The 17,998-nt window shown below is 56.1% G+C and carries 19 protein-coding genes; 9 read left to right on the forward strand and 10 right to left on the reverse strand.

Annotated features, from left to right (window positions below; genetic code table 11):
• Nucleotides 1-20 precede the first annotated feature (20 nt).
• Complete coding sequence (ltaE, locus tag ACL2XG_RS08555; protein ID WP_410015924.1) at nucleotides 21-1,073, forward strand: low-specificity L-threonine aldolase; 1,053 nt, start codon at nucleotides 21-23, stop codon at nucleotides 1,071-1,073.
• On the opposite strand, the gene ACL2XG_RS08560 is transcribed toward ltaE, so the two are convergent.
• A complete protein-coding gene (locus tag ACL2XG_RS08560) occupies nucleotides 1,035-1,877 on the reverse strand; it encodes an N-acetylmuramoyl-L-alanine amidase (protein WP_413723412.1) in 843 nt (280 codons plus the stop codon). The genes ltaE and ACL2XG_RS08560 overlap by 39 nt on opposite strands.
• Nucleotides 1,878-2,543: 666 nt before the next feature.
• Here ACL2XG_RS08560 and ACL2XG_RS08565 point away from each other — a divergent pair.
• From ACL2XG_RS08565 to artM, 5 genes are all read left to right on the forward strand, one after another.
• Nucleotides 2,544-3,092: a lipoprotein gene (locus tag ACL2XG_RS08565; RefSeq protein ID WP_413722375.1), complete on the forward strand. Its 549-nt coding sequence runs from the start codon at nucleotides 2,544-2,546 to the stop codon at nucleotides 3,090-3,092.
• A gap of 228 nt (nucleotides 3,093-3,320) precedes the next feature.
• Nucleotides 3,321-4,049, forward strand: a complete 729-nt coding sequence (gene artP / locus ACL2XG_RS08570; RefSeq protein WP_413722374.1) for an arginine ABC transporter ATP-binding protein ArtP — start codon at nucleotides 3,321-3,323, stop codon at nucleotides 4,047-4,049.
• A 16-nt stretch (nucleotides 4,050-4,065) separates the two neighbouring features.
• Nucleotides 4,066-4,797, forward strand: a complete 732-nt coding sequence (gene artJ / locus ACL2XG_RS08575) for an arginine ABC transporter substrate-binding protein (RefSeq protein ID WP_410015927.1) — start codon at nucleotides 4,066-4,068, stop codon at nucleotides 4,795-4,797.
• 9 nt (nucleotides 4,798-4,806) lie between these two features.
• A complete protein-coding gene (gene artQ / locus ACL2XG_RS08580) occupies nucleotides 4,807-5,523 on the forward strand; it encodes an arginine ABC transporter permease ArtQ (RefSeq protein ID WP_410015928.1) in 717 nt (238 codons plus the stop codon).
• Nucleotides 5,523-6,191: an arginine ABC transporter permease ArtM gene (gene artM, locus ACL2XG_RS08585; protein ID WP_410015929.1), complete on the forward strand. Its 669-nt coding sequence runs from the start codon at nucleotides 5,523-5,525 to the stop codon at nucleotides 6,189-6,191. Before artQ ends, artM begins: the two co-directional genes overlap by 1 nt.
• Here artM and rlmC read toward each other — a convergent pair.
• The 8 genes from rlmC to rimK form a co-directional block, all read right to left on the reverse strand.
• Entirely contained in the window at nucleotides 6,168-7,319 is a 1,152-nt protein-coding gene (gene rlmC / locus ACL2XG_RS08590) for a 23S rRNA (uracil(747)-C(5))-methyltransferase RlmC (protein ID WP_413722373.1), read from the reverse strand. The genes artM and rlmC overlap by 24 nt on opposite strands.
• Nucleotides 7,320-7,374: 55 nt before the next feature.
• Nucleotides 7,375-7,899 (reverse strand): YbjO family protein, encoded by a 525-nt coding sequence (locus ACL2XG_RS08595; RefSeq protein ID WP_413722372.1) that lies wholly within the window; start codon nucleotides 7,897-7,899, stop codon nucleotides 7,375-7,377.
• A gap of 71 nt (nucleotides 7,900-7,970) precedes the next feature.
• Complete coding sequence (gene potI / locus ACL2XG_RS08600; protein WP_413722371.1) at nucleotides 7,971-8,816, reverse strand: putrescine ABC transporter permease PotI; 846 nt, start codon at nucleotides 8,814-8,816, stop codon at nucleotides 7,971-7,973.
• A complete protein-coding gene (potH, locus tag ACL2XG_RS08605) occupies nucleotides 8,813-9,775 on the reverse strand; it encodes a putrescine ABC transporter permease PotH (protein WP_410015933.1) in 963 nt (320 codons plus the stop codon). The genes potI and potH overlap by 4 nt, the downstream gene beginning before the upstream one ends.
• A gap of 14 nt (nucleotides 9,776-9,789) precedes the next feature.
• Nucleotides 9,790-10,923 carry a putrescine ABC transporter ATP-binding subunit PotG gene (gene potG, locus ACL2XG_RS08610; protein ID WP_410016594.1) on the reverse strand — a complete coding sequence of 378 codons (1,134 nt, stop codon included), beginning with the start codon at nucleotides 10,921-10,923 and terminating at the stop codon, nucleotides 9,790-9,792.
• A gap of 124 nt (nucleotides 10,924-11,047) precedes the next feature.
• Nucleotides 11,048-12,160 carry a spermidine/putrescine ABC transporter substrate-binding protein PotF gene (gene potF / locus ACL2XG_RS08615; protein WP_410015934.1) on the reverse strand — a complete coding sequence of 371 codons (1,113 nt, stop codon included), beginning with the start codon at nucleotides 12,158-12,160 and terminating at the stop codon, nucleotides 11,048-11,050.
• 376 nt (nucleotides 12,161-12,536) lie between these two features.
• Nucleotides 12,537-13,016, reverse strand: coding sequence for a YbjN domain-containing protein (locus ACL2XG_RS08620; protein ID WP_410015935.1), 480 nt, complete (start codon nucleotides 13,014-13,016; stop codon nucleotides 12,537-12,539).
• Nucleotides 13,017-13,285: 269 nt separating this feature from the next.
• Complete coding sequence (gene rimK, locus ACL2XG_RS08625) at nucleotides 13,286-14,188, reverse strand: 30S ribosomal protein S6--L-glutamate ligase (RefSeq protein WP_413722370.1); 903 nt, start codon at nucleotides 14,186-14,188, stop codon at nucleotides 13,286-13,288.
• A 244-nt stretch (nucleotides 14,189-14,432) separates the two neighbouring features.
• On the opposite strand from rimK, the gene ACL2XG_RS08630 reads away from it, so the two are divergent.
• A complete protein-coding gene (locus tag ACL2XG_RS08630) occupies nucleotides 14,433-14,699 on the forward strand; it encodes a GrxA family glutaredoxin (RefSeq protein WP_410015937.1) in 267 nt (88 codons plus the stop codon).
• Nucleotides 14,700-14,771: 72 nt separating this feature from the next.
• On the opposite strand, the gene ybjM is transcribed toward ACL2XG_RS08630, so the two are convergent.
• The gene (ybjM, locus tag ACL2XG_RS08635; RefSeq protein ID WP_410015938.1) at nucleotides 14,772-15,140 is read right to left on the reverse strand and encodes an inner membrane protein YbjM; all 369 of its coding nucleotides are present in this window, start codon (nucleotides 15,138-15,140) and stop codon (nucleotides 14,772-14,774) included.
• Between the two features lie 61 nt (nucleotides 15,141-15,201).
• On the opposite strand from ybjM, the gene ACL2XG_RS08640 reads away from it, so the two are divergent.
• Both ACL2XG_RS08640 and ACL2XG_RS08645 read left to right on the forward strand, forming a co-directional pair.
• Nucleotides 15,202-15,423: a hypothetical protein gene (locus ACL2XG_RS08640; protein WP_413722369.1), complete on the forward strand. Its 222-nt coding sequence runs from the start codon at nucleotides 15,202-15,204 to the stop codon at nucleotides 15,421-15,423.
• Between the two features lie 1,232 nt (nucleotides 15,424-16,655).
• The gene (locus ACL2XG_RS08645) at nucleotides 16,656-17,948 is read left to right on the forward strand and encodes a serine/threonine transporter (RefSeq protein WP_410015940.1); all 1,293 of its coding nucleotides are present in this window, start codon (nucleotides 16,656-16,658) and stop codon (nucleotides 17,946-17,948) included.
• The last annotated feature ends 50 nt before the right edge of the window (nucleotides 17,949-17,998 follow it).

Genomic DNA, 17,998 nt, shown 5'->3' on the forward strand with positions numbered 1-17,998 from the left:
AAGAACGTAACGGAGTGAGCATGATTGATCTACGCAGTGATACCGTCACCTTGCCAAGCGCCGCCATGCGCCGGCTGATGGCGGAAGCCGAGGTTGGCGATGATGTTTATGGCGACGATCCCACCGTGGCGTCGCTCGAAGCCGACGGGGCCCGGCTCAGCGCCAAAGACGCGGCGCTGTTTTTCCCCAGCGGCACCCAGGCCAACCTGGTGGCCTTGCTGACGCATTGCCAGCGCGGGGAAGAGTACATCGTCGGCCAGCAGGCGCATAATTACCGCTTCGAAGCCGGCGGCGCGGCGGTGTTGGGCAGTATCCAGCCACAACCGCTTGACGCCGACGCCGACGGCACCCTGCCGCTGGATAAGGTGGCGGCGGCCATCAAACCCGATGATTTTCATTTCGCCCGCACGCGCCTGTTAAGCCTGGAAAATACCCATAACGGTAAAGTGCTGCCGCAGGAATACCTGCGGCAGGCCTGGCAGTTTACCCGCGACCACCGTCTGGCGCTGCATATTGATGGGGCGCGCATTTTCAATGCCGTGGCGGCGCTGCAGATCCCGCTCAGCGAAATCACGCAATATTGCGATACGCTGACTATCTGCTTATCAAAAGGACTGGGTGCGCCGGTGGGTTCGCTGCTGTGCGGCGGCGCGGATTATATCCACCAGGCCCGGCGCTGGCGCAAGATGGTGGGCGGCGGGATGCGTCAGTCGGGGATCCTGGCGGCGGCGGGCCGTTACGCCCTTGAGCATAATGTGCAGCGGCTGCGCGAGGATCATGATAACGCCCGCTGGCTGGAACAGCGGCTATCGGCACTGGGCGTTGAGATCGTGGCCCCGGGCGCGCAAACCAATATGCTGTTTATCCGCCAGCCGGCGGAATTGGCCGCCAAACTCGGCCCCTGGATGAAACAGCATGATATCGTGGTGGCCGCCGGCACGGTTACCCGCCTGGTCACCCATTTAAATATCAGCCGCGCCGATCTGGAAAAGGTGGTGGGCTGCTGGGAGGAATTCCTGCGCCATCAGGCACAGCTATCCGGCGCCCCGCTCACCGGCGTGTATTTCCAGTAACGCATCCAGGATCGCCTCGGTTTCCGCGTCCGCCAGGCCGCGGAAATCCCGCGGGCGAAAATGCATCTGGAACGCCGCCAGCGCTTTTTGCTGCAGCGCCGCCGGCAGTTGCGGCGCTACATCGTAACCGTATTGCGCCATCCGGGTCATTATGCCCGCCATCGCCACCGGCGAGTTGGGGTCGCGCCCCGCCAGGTAATGCTCTACCCGCCGCGTATCCGGCCAGACGCCAACGCCCGCCGCCGCCAATTGCCGCCAGGGGAATAACGGGCCGGGATCCTGTTTGCGCCGCCAGGCGATATCGCTGTGCCCCACGACATTGCCTGGCAGGATATGATACCGGCGGATGATATCGCGGCTCAGGGCAATGACCAGTGCGATTTGCGCCGGGGGATAGGGGCTCGCGCGCGCGCCCGTCAGGGTACGCCGGTACCCCTGATTTTCGATTTCAATGCCAATCGACGTATCGTTAAGATGCGTGCGTCCACGCCAATAGCTTTCGCCCGCGTGCCAGGCGCGTCGGGACTCATCCACCAGCCGTAGCGCGGTGGGGACGCCCGGCGCCCCTCCGGGCACCGCCGGGATAAGATAGTGGGCGCTGACCTGCTCGGCGGTCAGGGTGCTCAGCGACGCGGCGAAATCCTCGGCGGTATAATGGATCACTAAAAACTGCACCCGCTCATCCGCGCCATGCGCGCGCCGTGAATCGTCCACCCGGTAAGCCGCCTCATGGGCCGGCGGTGTTATTGCCTGCTGGCAGCCGGCGATGCACAGGATTAACAGGGTCATGGCCCACCATGGCATCGTTGGTTTCGGCCCGCCGGCCGGACAGCCCGGCGCGCCGCTGCTCATCATGCCAATATCCATCAAGCACCTAATCCTGTTGAGTCATATCACCCGACGGTGACGCGCTGTAAATGATATACGCCAGGTATCGGGCCGGCTATCCTGTTTACGATTTAATTATTTTCAACGCTGTCGCCAGCAACGCATGCCGCGGCTGATAAATATCCTTTCCCCTCGGCGCGAAAGCAGCGCTCGGGATTTTCCGGTCTTGACAAGACCAAGGATTAAAAACCGCTACAGGCGCGTTAATCCATAAAGAAATTGATGATTTACAGGCGCCACCGCAAGACGGCAAAAATGATGAAATACCCGCCGATTGCCCTGAATTAATGCAGATTAAAAAAATATCAGGAAATATTGAGCAATAACATCCACTTGAAGTTTAATGCAAGCGCATTCTCCAAGGATGATAAAGATATTCACCCGCACAATACCTTGGGATAAAATGATTTTAAGACCGCTATCCCACCCCATTGCCCGCCAGAATAACGCCAGGCGCCATCTTAACCGGGCCTGGCGCGTCCCCGTCTTTAGCCAAACGTGCCGATCCTCACACAACCATCTGATTTTTAATTATACTCGATGGTACTGATCTCTCGCCATCCTCTATCGTGAAGGTTAATAATGAACAATAAGCTTTATGCCCTCTTGCCGCTGGCATTGATTCTTGCCGCATGCACCCAGGTCGATCCGGCGTTTAAGGATATCGGCACGCGCAGCGCACCCTGCGTCGACGGCGGGCCGGATACGGTGGCGCAGGCGTTCTACAATCTGCGCATCGCGCAGCCGCAGGGCAAACCCAGCGTCTCGCAGCTGGGGCAGTACCGCCCTTACCTCAGCGAACGGTTGTTCCACGTATTGACCACGGATCGTAAAGCGCAGGCCAAGCTTACCGCCTTGCCGCCCGGGGATATCTTCAGCAGCCAGGCCGACGGACCCGCCACGGCCGAGGTTCACAGCGCCTCGCGTATCCTCAATACCGATGCGAAAAATATCCCCCTGCGCGTAGACCTGTCCCGCAGCCAGGGCAGCAACGGCCAATCGGTGCGCTGGCAGGATGAAGTGCTGATGATCCGCGAAGGCAACTGCTGGGTGCTGGACGACGTACGCTACCTTGGCACGCTATCTCCCCATCCCGCCGGCACCCTGCGCCAAACGCTGGAAGAACGTTAATCGCATGTAGCCAGCGGTTCTTGCTGCCGCTGGCGCCAGCGGGCGCTGCGCCCGCTGCCCGCTGGGCTAAAATGCAGCACATCGCGGCAATACGGCGGTGAGGAATGACGTTTTGTGCTGTTCGTGATATTATTACGCCCCTAAATGTAAATTTTAATCGCGGCAGATTGCATCGACAGGCTGTCGACGTTAACATCTGCCGCCTTAATGGCTATTCAGTTTCTTCGCATGAGTATTCAACTAAACCGCATTGACTGTTTTTACGGCGCCACCCAGGCGCTGTTTGATATCACCCTTGACTGCCCGGCGGGAGAAACGCTGGTGCTGCTCGGCCCCAGCGGGGCGGGTAAAAGTTCTTTACTGCGGGTACTCAACCTGTTGGAGATGCCCCGCGCCGGTCAGTTGTCGATCGCCGGCAACCATTTCGATTTTATCCAGGCGCCCGGCGAGAAAGCCATTCGCGAACTGCGTCAAAACGTCGGCATGGTATTCCAGCAATACAACCTCTGGCCGCATTTAACCGTGCGGCAGAATTTGATCGAGGCGCCCTGCCGGGTGCTCGCCCTGTCGCGCGCCGTGGCCAACGAACGGGCGGACAAGCTGCTCGATCGCCTGCGTTTAACCGATTTCGCCGATCGTTTTCCCCTGCATTTATCCGGCGGCCAGCAGCAACGGGTCGCGATAGCCAGGGCGCTGATGATGGAACCGCAGGTGCTGCTGTTTGATGAGCCGACCGCGGCGCTGGACCCGGAAATTACCGCACAAATCGTCAGCATCATTCGTGAACTGGCCCAAACCGGCATCACGCAGGTGATTGTGACGCATGAAGTAGAGGTAGCGCGTAAGACTGCCAGTCGCATCGTGTATATGGAAAACGGCCACATTGTGGAACAAGGCGATGCCACGCATTTCGCCACCCCCCACACCGAGGCGTTTGCTCACTATTTGTCGCATTAATTGTTGGAATAAAAAAATGAAAAAATTGATTATTGCCGCAGTGCTGGCCGGAATGACGTTTTCCGCCGCCGCGGCGCAGACCATTCGTTTCGCCACGGAAGCCTCTTATCCTCCGTTTGAATTTGTTGATGCCAATAACAAAATCCAGGGGTTTGATATCGATTTGGCCAATGCGCTCTGCAAACAGCTTCAAGCCGAATGCACCTTTACCAACCAGGCTTTCGACAGCCTGATCCCAAGCCTTAAATTCCGTCGTTTCGACGCGGTGATCTCAGGCATGGATATCACGCCGGACCGTTTGCAGCAGGTGACGTTCAGCCAGCCTTATTATGAAAACTCCGCCATTTTCGTGGCGCAAAAAGGCAAATTCGCCGATCTGGCCGCGTTGAAAGATAAGCGTGTCGGCATGCAGAACGGCTCCACCCATCAGAAATTCCTGCTGGATAAACATCCTGAAATCACCGCCGTGCCTTACGACAGCTATCAGAACGCCATCCTGGACTTGAAAAACGGCCGTTTGGACGCCGTCTTCGGCGATACCGCCGTGGTCAATGAATGGCTGAAGAAAGACGCCGACCTGGCCACCGTCGGCGATAAAATCACCGATAAAGCCTATTTCGGCACCGGCCTGGGCATTGCCATGCGCCTGAACAATAATGAGCTGCGCGACCAGTTCAATACGGCGCTGGATAAAGTCAAGCAAGACGGTACCTACCAGACTATCTACCAGAAATGGTTTAAGCAGTAATCGCCTTTCATGAATGAACTTCAACCCATAGCCAGCGCCGCCGGGACCACCGTCGGCCTGGCGCTGTGCGCGCTGGTGGCCGGGCTGTTTCTGGCGATGTGTTTTGCCGCCTGGGAATCCGTCCGCTGGAGATGGCTGGGGCTTATCGGCACCGCCGTGGTGACGCTGTTGCGCGGCCTGCCGGAAATTCTGGTGGTGCTGTTTATTTATTTCGGCGCCTCGCAGCTGCTGGTGATACTTGCCGACGGCTTTAGCCTCAACCTGATTGCGGCGCGTATTCCGGTGCGCCTGCCGATTGATAACTTTAACGTCAGTCCCTTTGTCTGCGGCGTGATTGCCCTGGCGTTGCTGTATGCCGCCTATGCCTCGCAAACGCTGCGCGGCGCGCTGAAAGCCATCCCGCAGGGACAGTGGGAGTCGGGCCAGGCGCTGGGCATGAAAAAAAGCACGGTTTTTTTCCGCCTGGTGATGCCGCAGATGTGGCGCCATGCGCTGCCCGGTCTGGGCAATCAATGGCTGGTGCTGTTGAAAGATACCGCGCTGGTGTCGTTGATAAGCGTTAATGACCTGATGCTGCAAACCAAAAGTATCGTCAGTTTCACCCAGCAGCCGTTTACCTGGTACCTGGTCGCGGCGGCGGTGTATCTGGTCATCACCCTGTTCAGCCAGATCATCCTGCGGGCGTTCGAGCGCCGTTCCACCCGTTTCGAGACGAGGGATTCCTGATGCTGGCCTACCTGCCCGAACTGCTGAAGGGGCTGCCCACCAGCCTGACGCTGACGCTGTGCGCCATCATCATAGCCTTGCTGCTGGCGCTGCTGTTTACCCTGGTTATCAGCCTGAAGACGCCGGTGCTGACGCCGTTAATCAAAATCTACATTACCCTGTTCACCGGCACGCCGCTGCTGGTGCAGATATTTTTGATTTATTACGGGCCCGGGCAATTCGCCGCCCTGCGCGCCATTCCCTGGTTATGGGCGCTGGTCTCGCAGCCATGGCTGTGCGCCATGGTGGCGCTGGCGCTTAACAGCGCCGCCTACAGCACCCAGCTCTTTACCGGCGCTATGCGCGCCATTCCCGCCGGACAATGGCAGTCATGCGCGGCGCTGGGCATGTCGCGCCTGCAATCCCTGCGCTTATTGATGCCGTTCGCCATCAAGCGGGCGCTGTCGTCCTACTCCAATGAAGTGGTGCTGGTGTTTAAAAGTACCTCGCTGGCCTACACCATTACCCTGATGGATATCATGGGCCATGGGCAGTTAATGTATGGTCGCACCTACGACGTCATGGTGTTCGGCGCCGCAGGCATTATCTATCTGTGCGTTAACGGCGTGCTGACCCTGCTGATGCGTTTGATCGAGCATCGGGCGTTACGGTTTGAACGACGTAACTGAGGGAATGCGTTGCAGCAGAACCAGCGTCTCGTAATGGGCGGTATGCGCAAACATATCAAATAACTGCGCCTTGACGATACGGTATGCCGGCAGGGCCTGCAGATCCCGGGCCAGGCTTTCCGCCTGGCAGCTGGAGTAAAGAATATACGGGGGCGCCATGCTCTCCAGATAGCGGCATAAATCCGCGCCAATGCCGCGCCGGGGTGGGTTGACCAGCACCAGATCCGGCACCTCCGCCCTTGAGCGCGCGAACTGGGTGGAATCCAGCGCCTGGAACATCACCTGGGTCAGCCCCATCAGCTGCGCCGACTGGCGCGCGCTGGCTATCGCCTCGGCGCTGATTTCAATGCCGGTCAGGCGCATATTCGGGCGCGCGCAGTGCAAACCAAACCCCCCCACCCCACAAAACAAATCCCACAGGCTGCTGATTTCCAGTTCGCCGACCCACTGCCGGGCGGCGGCATACAGGCGCGCGGCGACCGACGGGTTGGTCTGGAAAAAACCGCGCGGGCGGATAAACAGCGGCACATCATTGAGCCGTTCCGCCAGCGCGGTATCCTCGGTCAGGATGATTTCAGTTTCACCTTCAAGAATGGCCATATGCACCGGCTGGAGATTCACCGATATCACCTGAAGCTGGGGCACACGCTCCCGCAGCCAGGGCAATTGGGCGCGCAGCGCGTCCAGCTTGGCCTGCGAGCGCAGCACGAAACGCAGCATCATGCCGCCGTCATGCCGGCTTTCGGTCAACAGCAGGAATTTTAACTCGCCGCGCCGGCGCGCCACGTGATAAGGCGTCAGGCCGGCGCGGGCGATAACGTGCTTAAGCACGCCGAATACCGGCGCGAAGGTGGGGGGGTAAAGCGGGCAGGCGCAGAGATCCAGCGGCTCTCCGTCCCGCGCCATGATGCCTAGCACCGGGCGTTCTACGCTGCCGCTTACCACCATTTTCGCCTTATTGCGAAACGCCGCGGGCGGCGAAGCCACCGGCGCCAGCCACTGCGCCACGGGCATGGCCGACAATAATCCGGCCAGGGCGGCCTGTTTATCCGCCAGCTGCTGCGCATAGGGCTTATCCAGCCACTGGCAGGAATGGCATCGATCCGCGCTGAAGAGTTCGCAATGCATAGATTTTCTGGCCGGTTAAACGGGCGCGCATTGTACCACCGGTTTTAGGTAAAAATCACCGGCCGCGTTTAAAAAACCGCCGGCTGGAGATCGGCGCGAATAACAGCAGCACGATCACCATATCCGGCAGTTTATGCATCAGCAGTTCGCCGGAGATCTCCGCGGCGCTGGCGCCCGGCAGCGCGAACATTTCAGGATAAAAACCATTCCAGGTGGCCAGGAACAAATAGCCGGCGCTCAGGCCCTGGCACCCGGCAAAATACCAGCGCGCCCAGGAATGACCGCGCATCACCGCAAATCCGCAGCGCAACTCGACGAACAGCACCGTTAGGCTTGCCAGAAACAGCAGCGTCAAATCCCACGAGCGGCTGCTGGTCTCGATAAAGCTGCGCACCCCCTCCACGCCCAGGTTGCTGGTCAACATCAGCATGCCCAGGCAGCGGGTGGCGACGATGGCGCTGCCGGCGACCAATACCGCCACCGGCACATTACCGCGCCAGCGCGTCCGTTCCGCCGCGGCGCGCTTTAGCATACGCCAATGCAGCGGGCCCGTATTGCCATCCCTCAGGATGTCCGACATGGCCTTTCTCCTTGTTATTACGCCGTATTAAACAGCGGCACACGGATAAAGACTAGCAGTAATCTGCGCAATCAGCCACGGGCCGCCCGCTGGCGATCCCGCAGGCGTTGCTTTTCAGCGCGGGACATCAGCCACCAGGCGATCAGGCCGATAACGCCGACCACGCCCAGGATGATGGTGGCCAGGGCATTGATTTCCGGATTTACCCCCATCCTGACGCTTGAGAACACCAGCATCGGCAACGTGGTGGCCCCCGGACCGGCGACAAAACTGGCGATGACCAGATCATCGAGCGACAGGGTAAAGGCCAGCAGCCAGCCGGATACTATGGCCGGGGCAATCATCGGCAGCGTTATAATAAAAAACACCTTGATGGGCGTGGCGCCCAGATCCAGCGCGGCTTCCTCGATGGAGGCATCCAGCTCGCGCAGCCTGGAATTGACCACCACCGCCACGTAGGCGGTACAAAACGTCACGTGCGCCAGCCAGATGGTGAACATGCCTCGCTCCGCCGGCCAGCCGATGGCGTGCCCCAGCGCCACGAACAGCAGCAGCAGCGACAGGCCGGTTATCACATCCGGCATCACCAGCGGCGCGGTCAGCATAAAGGCGAACCCGTTGGCGCCGCGAAAGCGGCCGAAACGCACGATCACCACCGCCGCCAGGGTACCCAGGATCACCGCCATGGTGGCGGTGGCGGCCGCCAGCGTCAGGCTGAGCGACACGGCGCTTAGCATCGCCTGGTCATTGACCAGGACGCCATACCACTGCGTCGACCATCCGGCCCATACCGTGACCAGTTTCGAGCTGTTGAACGAGTAGATGACCAGCATCAGCATCGGGGCGTACAAAAAGGTAAACCCGGTGATTAAAATCACGATGCGCCAGGGCGAACGCACGACAGGTAGCGTATTCATGCCCGATCCCCCAGGGTTTTATTCTGATGTTTATGGAACCACATAATCGGCACAATCAGCAGCAGCAGCATGATAACCGCTACCGCGGACGCCACCGGCCAATCGCGGTTATTGAAAAATTCCTGCCATAAAATGCGCCCGATCATGATGCTGTCGGGGCCTCCGAGCAGCTCTGGAATCACGTATTCGCCCACCGCCGGAATAAACACCAGCATCGAGCCGGCGATAATGCCGCCTTTGGTCAGGGGAACAATCACCTGGAAAAAGGTTTTCATCGGCCGGGCGCCGAGATCGAGCGATGCCTCCACCAGGGAATAATCCAGCCGCGTCAGCGCGGTATAAATGGGCAGGATCATAAACGGCAGATAGGCATAGACCACTCCGATATATACCGCCAGATTGGTATGCAGGATCACCAGCGGCTGATCGATAACGCCGAGCCACAGCAGGACGTTATTGAGAATACCGTTGTTTTTCAGGATCCCCATCCAGGCGTAGACCCGGATTAAAAATGACGTCCACGACGGCAGGATAACCAGCAACAGCAGGATATTGCGCGTCGAGGGTTTACTGTGGGCCACCGCCCAGGCCATCGGGTAGCCTATCAGCAGGCAGAAAAAGGTGGAAACGGCCGCGACCTGCAGTGATTGCAGATACGCCTCGATATACAGCGGATCGTCCAGCAGTTGCAGGTAATTGGCCAGGTTCAGCGAGATATCCAGCTTACCGTCGAGCCAGCTGACCAGGTCGGTGTAGGGCGGGATCGCCCGGGCCATCTCCGCCATGCTGATTTTGAAAACAATCAGGAACGGCAGCATAAACAGCAGCAACAGCCACAGGTAAGGCAGAAAAATCACCGCCTTGCGCCCATGGCGCATCTGCAGCCTTGTCAAGATGCGGGGGGTGTTGACCCGCTCGACGGCCGGCGGGGGCAGTAATTTTTCGTCAGATGCAGACATGATGTTCCCCTGTCCTATACCGTCAGCACAACACAGCTGTCCGCATCCCAACAGAGACGCACTTCATCCCCCCAGGTCGGCGTGCCTTTTCGGTAACGGTGCGCATTTTGCAGCTGCGCGCTGATGGTCTGGCCGCTTTGCAGCAGCACATGGTAAATGGAGAGATCGCCGAGATAGGCGATATTGACCACTTCGCCGACGGCAAAGTTAAAGCCGTCCGCGGGCACCTCCTCGCACAGCATGATTTTTTCCGGCCGCAGCGCCACATGCACCGGCACGCCGTCAACCACCGACACATCGGAATTCACCTGCAGCGGATGCACCAGGCCGGGACTTTGGATAATGAGCGCATCGTCGTGACGCTCAACCAGCAGGCCGTCGAACATATTGACCGAACCGATAAATTCGGCGCTGAAGCGGCTGTTGGGATGCTCATAAATCTCTTCCGGCTCGCCGATTTGCACAAACTTGCCCCGGTTCATAATGGCGATGCGTCCGGCCATGGTCATGGCCTCTTCCTGATCGTGCGTGACCATCACGCAGGTCACCCCGACGCGTTCCAGGATATCCACCACTTCCAGCTGCATGCGGTCGCGTAATTTTTTATCCAGCGCGCCCATCGGTTCGTCAAGCAGCAATAGCTTTGGCCGTTTAGCCAGGCTGCGCGCCAGCGCCACGCGCTGGCGCTGGCCGCCGGAAAGCTGATGGGGCTTGCGGGCGGCGAATTCCTGCATATGCACCATCGCCAGCATCTCCGCCACGCGTTGCTTAATCTCGGCGCGCGGCAGTTTATCCTGCTTCAAGCCGAAGGCAATATTCTGTTCCACCGTCATATGCGGAAACAGCGCATAGGACTGGAACATCATATTAATGGGCCGTTGATACGGCGGCATATGGGACAGGTCCTGGCCGTCGAGCACAATCTGGCCATGGGTGGGTTGTTCAAAGCCCGCCAGCATCCGCAGCAGCGTGGATTTACCACAGCCTGACGCGCCCAATAAAGCAAACATTTCCCCTTTATAGATCGTTAAACTGACATCATCGACCGCCGACTGGCCGTCGAAGGTTTTGGTCAAATTACGAATCTCCAGCAATGGCGTTACCATTTTCTGGGTTTTGGGCTGTGGGCGGGGTATAGCATCGTTCACTGACATGACTCTCCGGAACAGAAGAAACGGATAATCGTTAATCGTCTACCGTCTCTGAAATAGCATAACAGGCGGTATGAAACCGCCTGTTGGTTAGCATAATGTCAACCCTGCGGCGGGCAGATTACTTGCCGCTTTTTACCTTGGTCCAGGCACGGGTGATAACCCGGTCTATTTGCGGCGGCTGAACTTTAAGGCTAAATAATTTAGCGCGCACCTCGGGCGGCGGATAAATGCCGGGATTATTGCGCACCTCTTCATTGACCAGCGGCGTGGCCGCTTTATTGCCGTTGGCATAGAATATCTGATTGCTGACCTGGGCAATAACCTGGGGGTCCATCAGAAAATTAAGGAACTGATAGGCCTCGTCGGTATTTTTGGCGTCGGCCGGAATCGCCAGCACGTCAAAAAACGCCAGCGCGCCTTCCTTAGGAATACTATAGGCGATATGAACGCCGTTCTTCGCTTCCTTCGCGCGATTTGCCGCCTGCATCACGTCGCCGGCCCAGCCGATGGCAACGCAAATGTCCCCATTTGCCAAATCGTTGATATATTGCGAGGAATGGAAATAACGGATGCTGGGGCGCAGCTTTAACAGCAGATCGGTGGCCGGCCCGGTATAATCCGCGGCGTTGGCGCTGTTCGGATCCTTGCCCAGGTAATTGAGGACGGTGGCGAATATCTCCGAGGGCGCATCAAGGAATGAAACGCCGCAGCTTTTCAGCTTCGCCAGGTTTTCCGGTTTTAACACCAGATCCCAGCTGTTTACCGGCGCGTCCGCGCCCAGAATGGCTTTGACCTTATCGACGTTATAGGCAATGCCGGTGGTAGCCCACATATAGGGAATGGCATATTTGTTATCAGGATCATGCTGGCTGATAAGTTTCAATAATTCCGGATCCAGATTTTTATAATTCGGCAGTTTACTTTTATCCAAAGGCTGGAATACCCCGGCGGTTAACTGTCGCTCCAGGAAACTGGCGGAAGGCACCACCACGTCAAAGCCGGTACTGCCGGCCATCAGTTTACCCTCCAATACTTCATTGGAGTCGAAAACATCATAGATGACTTTTATGCCGGTTTGTTTTTCAAAATCCGGCACGGTGTTCGGCGCAATATAATCCGACCAATTATAGACATGCAGCGTTTTTTGTTCCGCACCTGATGCGGTGACGGACGCAGCCATCAGCAGGCCGGCAACTATACCCGACAACCATTTTTTACGTTGGGTGAACATCCGTTGCTTCCTCCAAATCCCGGTCAATAAAAGATATTTCTGTATAACGTCGCCGGTATACAGTGCTTAAATAAGCGCAGCGGCTGTTGGCGGCACCGTGAATAGCCGATCCCCCGCGGACGCGCGCGGGGAGATAACGTTATGAAAACGGTTGTCCGACGGATCACGCGCAGCATCGCAAGCATAACCGCAGCGCCACTGCGACGCCAGCGATCCGCAAAAAAAATGGCTTTAATCGATTAATTATTCACTAATTAGTGAACAAATCTGGTATTGGACGCATAAATGACAAAGGATCTGCGCTCGCGCGGGCGCAACGACAGCATAAATGATGGGAAGGTACCGGGAGGGCACGCCGCCTGCGGCAGGCGGCAGATCAATGGATAACCGGAAGGGTATTTTTGGCGTCGGCGGGCTGTTCTTCGCCGTCAATAAACAGCAAATCATTGGCACGCGCTTCCAGAATCAGCATGGAAATCTGTTCTTCGGACTGCTGCATAAAATGTTTAAACTGACCAAAGGTCACGCCCACCTCAATGCTTAACGCCTGGCACGCCACCAGCTTGGGCAAGTTATCGTCCTGAATATCGATAAAGGCCTTCACCGTCAGCGAACTGGCATTTATCTGACTTAAATCCCCCACCAGCGCTATCAGCGCGGTGGGACGCACCTCCGCCAGGGCGGAAAATAAAATGACGTTATCGACCAAATCAACTTTGGCATCGAAGATACCGTCAAAATTTTGCATATGCGGCAGATGCAACGCCTGGCAGGAGTCACACTCGAAAAACGTCAGGCTGAGCTTTTCCAGCCAGCGTCTAAGGATGTCCAGATCCGGGACAACAAGTGAATCCATGAAGGCCAACCTCTAAATGAAAAATGCGAAACGGGGCATAGCTTACGGAATAATCGTCAAAGGTGCCATGGACAAACGCAGGAAATTATTTTAACAGTCGGCCCGGCCGGTTATCCGGGCGTAGCGGCGCGCGGCGCGCTATTGCGCGGCAAACAACATCATATTGATTTTTAATAGATAGCTTTCTCATTAATCACCATAGGTCAGACCAATGTCCGCCCCCCGGGACAAAATCTGAAAATGCTCTTTTTGCCGCGGGTACGGTGGATTTACAAGGTATTGCCCGGTTTTAACATTTTCTGGCCGTGCTGTTCGATGTATTCAATCATCATTCCGGCAATATCGGTGCCGGTGGCGGTTTCCACCCCTTCCAGGCCCGGCGAGGCATTGACCTCCATCACCAAGGGCCCGCGCCGCGCCCGCAGGATATCGACGCCGGCCACATCAATCCCCAAAGTGCTGACCGCCTTGATGGCCACCGCCCTCTCCCGGGGGGTAATGACAATTTTGCGGGCCGAACCGCCCCGATGAAGATTGGAGCGGAAATCTCCCGCTTCGGCCTGGCGTTCGATAGCCGCCACCACCCGGTTGCCCACCACCAGGCACCGGATATCGCAGCCTTTCGCCTCCTGAATATATTCCTGCACCAGAAACTGCGCCTTCAAGCCGCGAAAGGCGTCGATAACACTCTTGGCGGCCTGGGATGTTTCAGCCAGCACCACGCCGATGCCCTGAGTGCCTTCCACCAGCTTTACCACCAGGGGCGCCCCGCCCACCATGGCAATCAGATCGCCGGTATCGTCCGGGGAATCGGCAAAGCCCGTCACCGGCAGATCGATGCCCTCTTTCGCCAGCAATTGAAGGGAATGCAGTTTATCCCTGGCGCGGGTAATGGCCGAAGAACCGTTCAGCGCATAGCTACCCAGCATTTCAAACTGGCGCAAGACCGCGGTGCCGTAAAAGGTGATGGCGGTGCCGATACGCGGGATAACCGCATCGTAATGCGCCAGGCGATTGCCGCGGTAATGAATGGCGGGCGCGTCACAATTGATGTTCATATAGCAGGAGAGCGGATCGATGATATCCACGCTATGACGTCGGGATTCGGCCGCTTCCCGCAGTCGCCTGCAGGAAAACAGGGTGCCGTCCCGGGATAAAATGGCTATTTTCACGGTTTACCCAGATTGATCATAGTGGACCGGCTCATAATAATCCGCCCGCGGGCGCGGGTCGAGAAAAGTTTAGCGTCCAAAGACGGTTTGCACGCGTATGAAACAGATAGGCGGGATGCATTGGACTAAAAGGTATTTTCTGCTTTTTTTTGACGCAGGTCACAGGCATAGTAGCTGACAGCGAAAAGCATAACCGAGTGCAAAGATTCGTTTCGTTTTTTCTTTTATGCGTTAAGGAGTGTATATGTTTGCTGTCATTTTTGGACGTCCGGGCTGTCCTTATTGTGTGCGCGCTAAAGAGCTGGCTGAAAAACTGACCGCTGAACGGGATGACTTCTCTTTCCGTTATGTCGATATCCATGCGGAAGGCATATCCAAGGCCGACCTGTCGAAAACCGTCGGCAAACCCGTGGAAACCGTGCCGCAAATCTTCGTCGATCAGGTTCATATCGGCGGCTGCACTGATTTTGAAGCTTACGCGAAAGAAAACCTCAGCCTTTACCAGCAATAATCCGCACTGCTTTATTACTGCATCACTGCGATGGAAGCCAGCCCGGGCTGGCTTTATTCTTTTACGCCGCCGTCAATGCGCCGCCCCTTTGTATATCACGCCGGCAAAGTAACACCCCAGCGCGCCGCAGGCGCACCAGAATACCGCGCTTAACATGTAGGCAAGCTGATACCACAGGCTGATGGATAAACCATGTCCGAGGTAAAACAGCAGCAGGCAAAAAGGCGAAGCGATCAGGGCGCCCACGATCGGATTGATGATTTTATTCTCATGCAACAGCAGGCTGCCGACGATGCCGGGCAGTAAAAACAGCAGCAGGCCAAATGCCGCGCCGTGATCCCCGGTCTTCATCACTTCGAAGCCGCTGACCTGGCTGGCAAAGATTACGCCGAACAGTACAGCACTGCTTATGGTTCCAGCCCAATGCCGGTAGAGCGCCATTTTTGCCTCCCATAATTCACGCTGTGATCAAAACGCCATAGAAAAAAAACGCGGTTTCCCGATGATGAATGCCGCCCAATTCATCCCGGCCGCCGGTCATCGGCAGAAAAATGTTTACCGCGATAAAATGGCGTATATTTTCCCGGCGACAAGGGAAAAACAACGCCAAAGGCAAACGTCCGGTAACCGTCAAATCCCGGTACGCTTCCCTGGCGGCAATAATGGTGTATTCTCAGATTTTATTCTAATGAATATACTTGATAATCTCATAATTATCAAATAGTTGCTGGTAACAATAAAGTTATGGTCCATGCTTATTAAGGTGGCCGATTTGTTACGCAAGAATGAAATTTTGTTATTCATTGTGAGAGAACAATCACACCCCGATGGACATATAATACCGATGATACGCTTCCAACCTTGTCATTAGACTGACTTTTTTACGGTAAATAAAATAATTTCTTTTTTTGCCCGGGGCGCGGCGCTGAAACGCTTTTTGCCACCATCAGACCCTTTCTATCCATGGCGGCGTCGCAATAAAATGAAAATTTCAGTTTTTTCTTATGATGACACGTCGCCCTCTTACATTAATTTTTTTACATAAACAGCAGCCACCGGCCGCGCGCGCCGCGCCGGCCGTACGCGTTGCCGGCTGCTGCCGTACGGCGCGGGCGCCGACGCATAAGCCCGGCGCTCATGGCGCCGGTCGGAAATGAGATTTTTTTGATCTAACGCAGAACTTTCGCTTATGGCCGCAGTCTGAATATGTGCCACTGCTTTTCTTTGATGTCCCCAAATTGAGGAGCCCGATCGTCCCGCCTATTAGGTTCAAGACTTTCGGGTTTTTTATTGTCCGCCATTCCCCCGGTCATAACGGTTGCCTGGCGCATCGAGCGGCGGTTTCCCCGCTACAACCTGCACCTCTGCGCCCCTGCGCTGACGCCGCCACCTGCAGGCCGGACAGCGATTTTTTAGTCTGGTCGTTGGGCCGGGGCCGTATTATCCCCTATTATTCCACGAAAAATGACTAATTCAATTACAGTAAATTAATTAAAAGATAATTCATAATAACAGCAATAATAAATGGCGACATTAGGTGCTTGGCCGCATAATAGCGTTATAGGGGTGCAGGCTATTGGGCAGGCATTAATCTCATGACGGCGGCAGGTCGAAAAAAACGCCGCCGATGCCAAAAAATATTATTATATTAAAGCGTTAGATAACTTTAACGTTAATGAACCATTACAAATATTATAGCAGGAGTTATTATTATTACGCATTAACCTAACCCGTACTGCACCATTAAATAATCGACTTAGATCAAAAAAATCAACATAGCGCATGAATATCCCGAACAAATTCTATATTATGTCCATCTGATCTCACCGCCCAATATTATTTACCTGATGACTCGCTCTTACTGTTTTTCGTAACTGCTATTGCAATAAAAGCGGCTATGTAATAAGCCTTTGCAGTTTATATATTATTCGTTCCGCTTTGTTTTTTGGAGATATAATGGATACAACTCAAGCCACCACGGAAACACTGGCCCATCGGACCGCGTCGGCATCCTGGAGCAAAACGGATGCTGTCTGGATGATGGGGCTTTATGGCACGGCTATCGGCGCCGGGGTGCTGTTTTTGCCCATCAATGCGGGTATCGGGGGCCTGGTGCCGCTGATCATCATGGCGCTGATTGCGTTCCCCATGACCTTTTTCGCCCATCGCGCTTTATGCCGCCTGGTGTTGTCGGGCGACGGCGCGTGCCGGGATATTACCGACGTGATTGAGCAACACTTCGGCGCCCGGGCGGGCCAGGTGATTACCCTGCTTTATTTTTTTGCCATTTACCCCATTCTGCTGGTCTACGGCGTCGCCATCACCAATACCGTCGACAGTTTTATTACCCATCAATTGCACCTTACCGCGCCGCCGCGCGCGCTGCTGTCGTTGATCTTGATCATGGGCCTGATGACCGTCATCCGCCTGGGTAAAGAGATTATCGTCAAGGTCATGAGTATGCTGGTATTTCCCTTTGTCGCGGTGCTGTTGTTCCTGGGCGCGTTCCTGATGCCCCACTGGAGCACCGACATTTTCCATACCGCCCTGCCGCTTCGCGGCACAGGAAACGGCGGGTTATGGCATACCCTGTGGCTGGCGGTGCCGGTGCTGGTATTCTCGTTTAACCATTCACCCATCATTTCCGCCTTCGCCATGTCGAAAAAAAAGGAATACGGCGATAACGCCGAGCAAAAATGCTCGCGCATTTTATTATACAGCAACATCCTGATGGTGCTGACGGTGATGTTTTTCGTTTTCAGCTGCGTCCTTAGCCTCTCGCCCCAGGACCTGGCGCACGCCAAAACGCAAAATATCTCCATCCTGTCCTTCCTGGCCAATCACTTCAACAATCCCTTTATCGGTTTTTTGGCGCCGGTCGTGGCGTTTGTCGCGATAACCAAATCCTTCCTCGGCCATTACCTCGGCGCCAGCGAGGGCTTTATCAGCCTGCTGGATAAGGCGCTGCGCAAGCCGGGCAGAACCGTCCATGAGGTTACACTGCACCGGCTGACGGGGCTGTTTATGCTGGCGTCGACATGGCTGGTGGCGACCATCAACCCCAGCATCCTGGGTATTATTGAAATGCTGGGCGGCCCGATTATCGCCATGCTGCTTTTTCTGCTGCCCATGTATGCCATAGCCAAGGTGCCGGCCATGGCCCGCTATCGCGGCGCGGCCAGCAATTATTTTGTTTGGGCCATAGGCTTTATCGCGCTGTCGGCGATTCTGTATAAGCTGCTGGAATAAGGTGGGATAATGCCTCCCGCTGGGAGGCATCATAATAACGGAAGACGAGA

It is taken from the genome of Sodalis sp. RH24, assembly GCF_047324145.1.
Classification (GTDB): Bacteria; Pseudomonadota; Gammaproteobacteria; order Enterobacterales; family Enterobacteriaceae; genus Acerihabitans.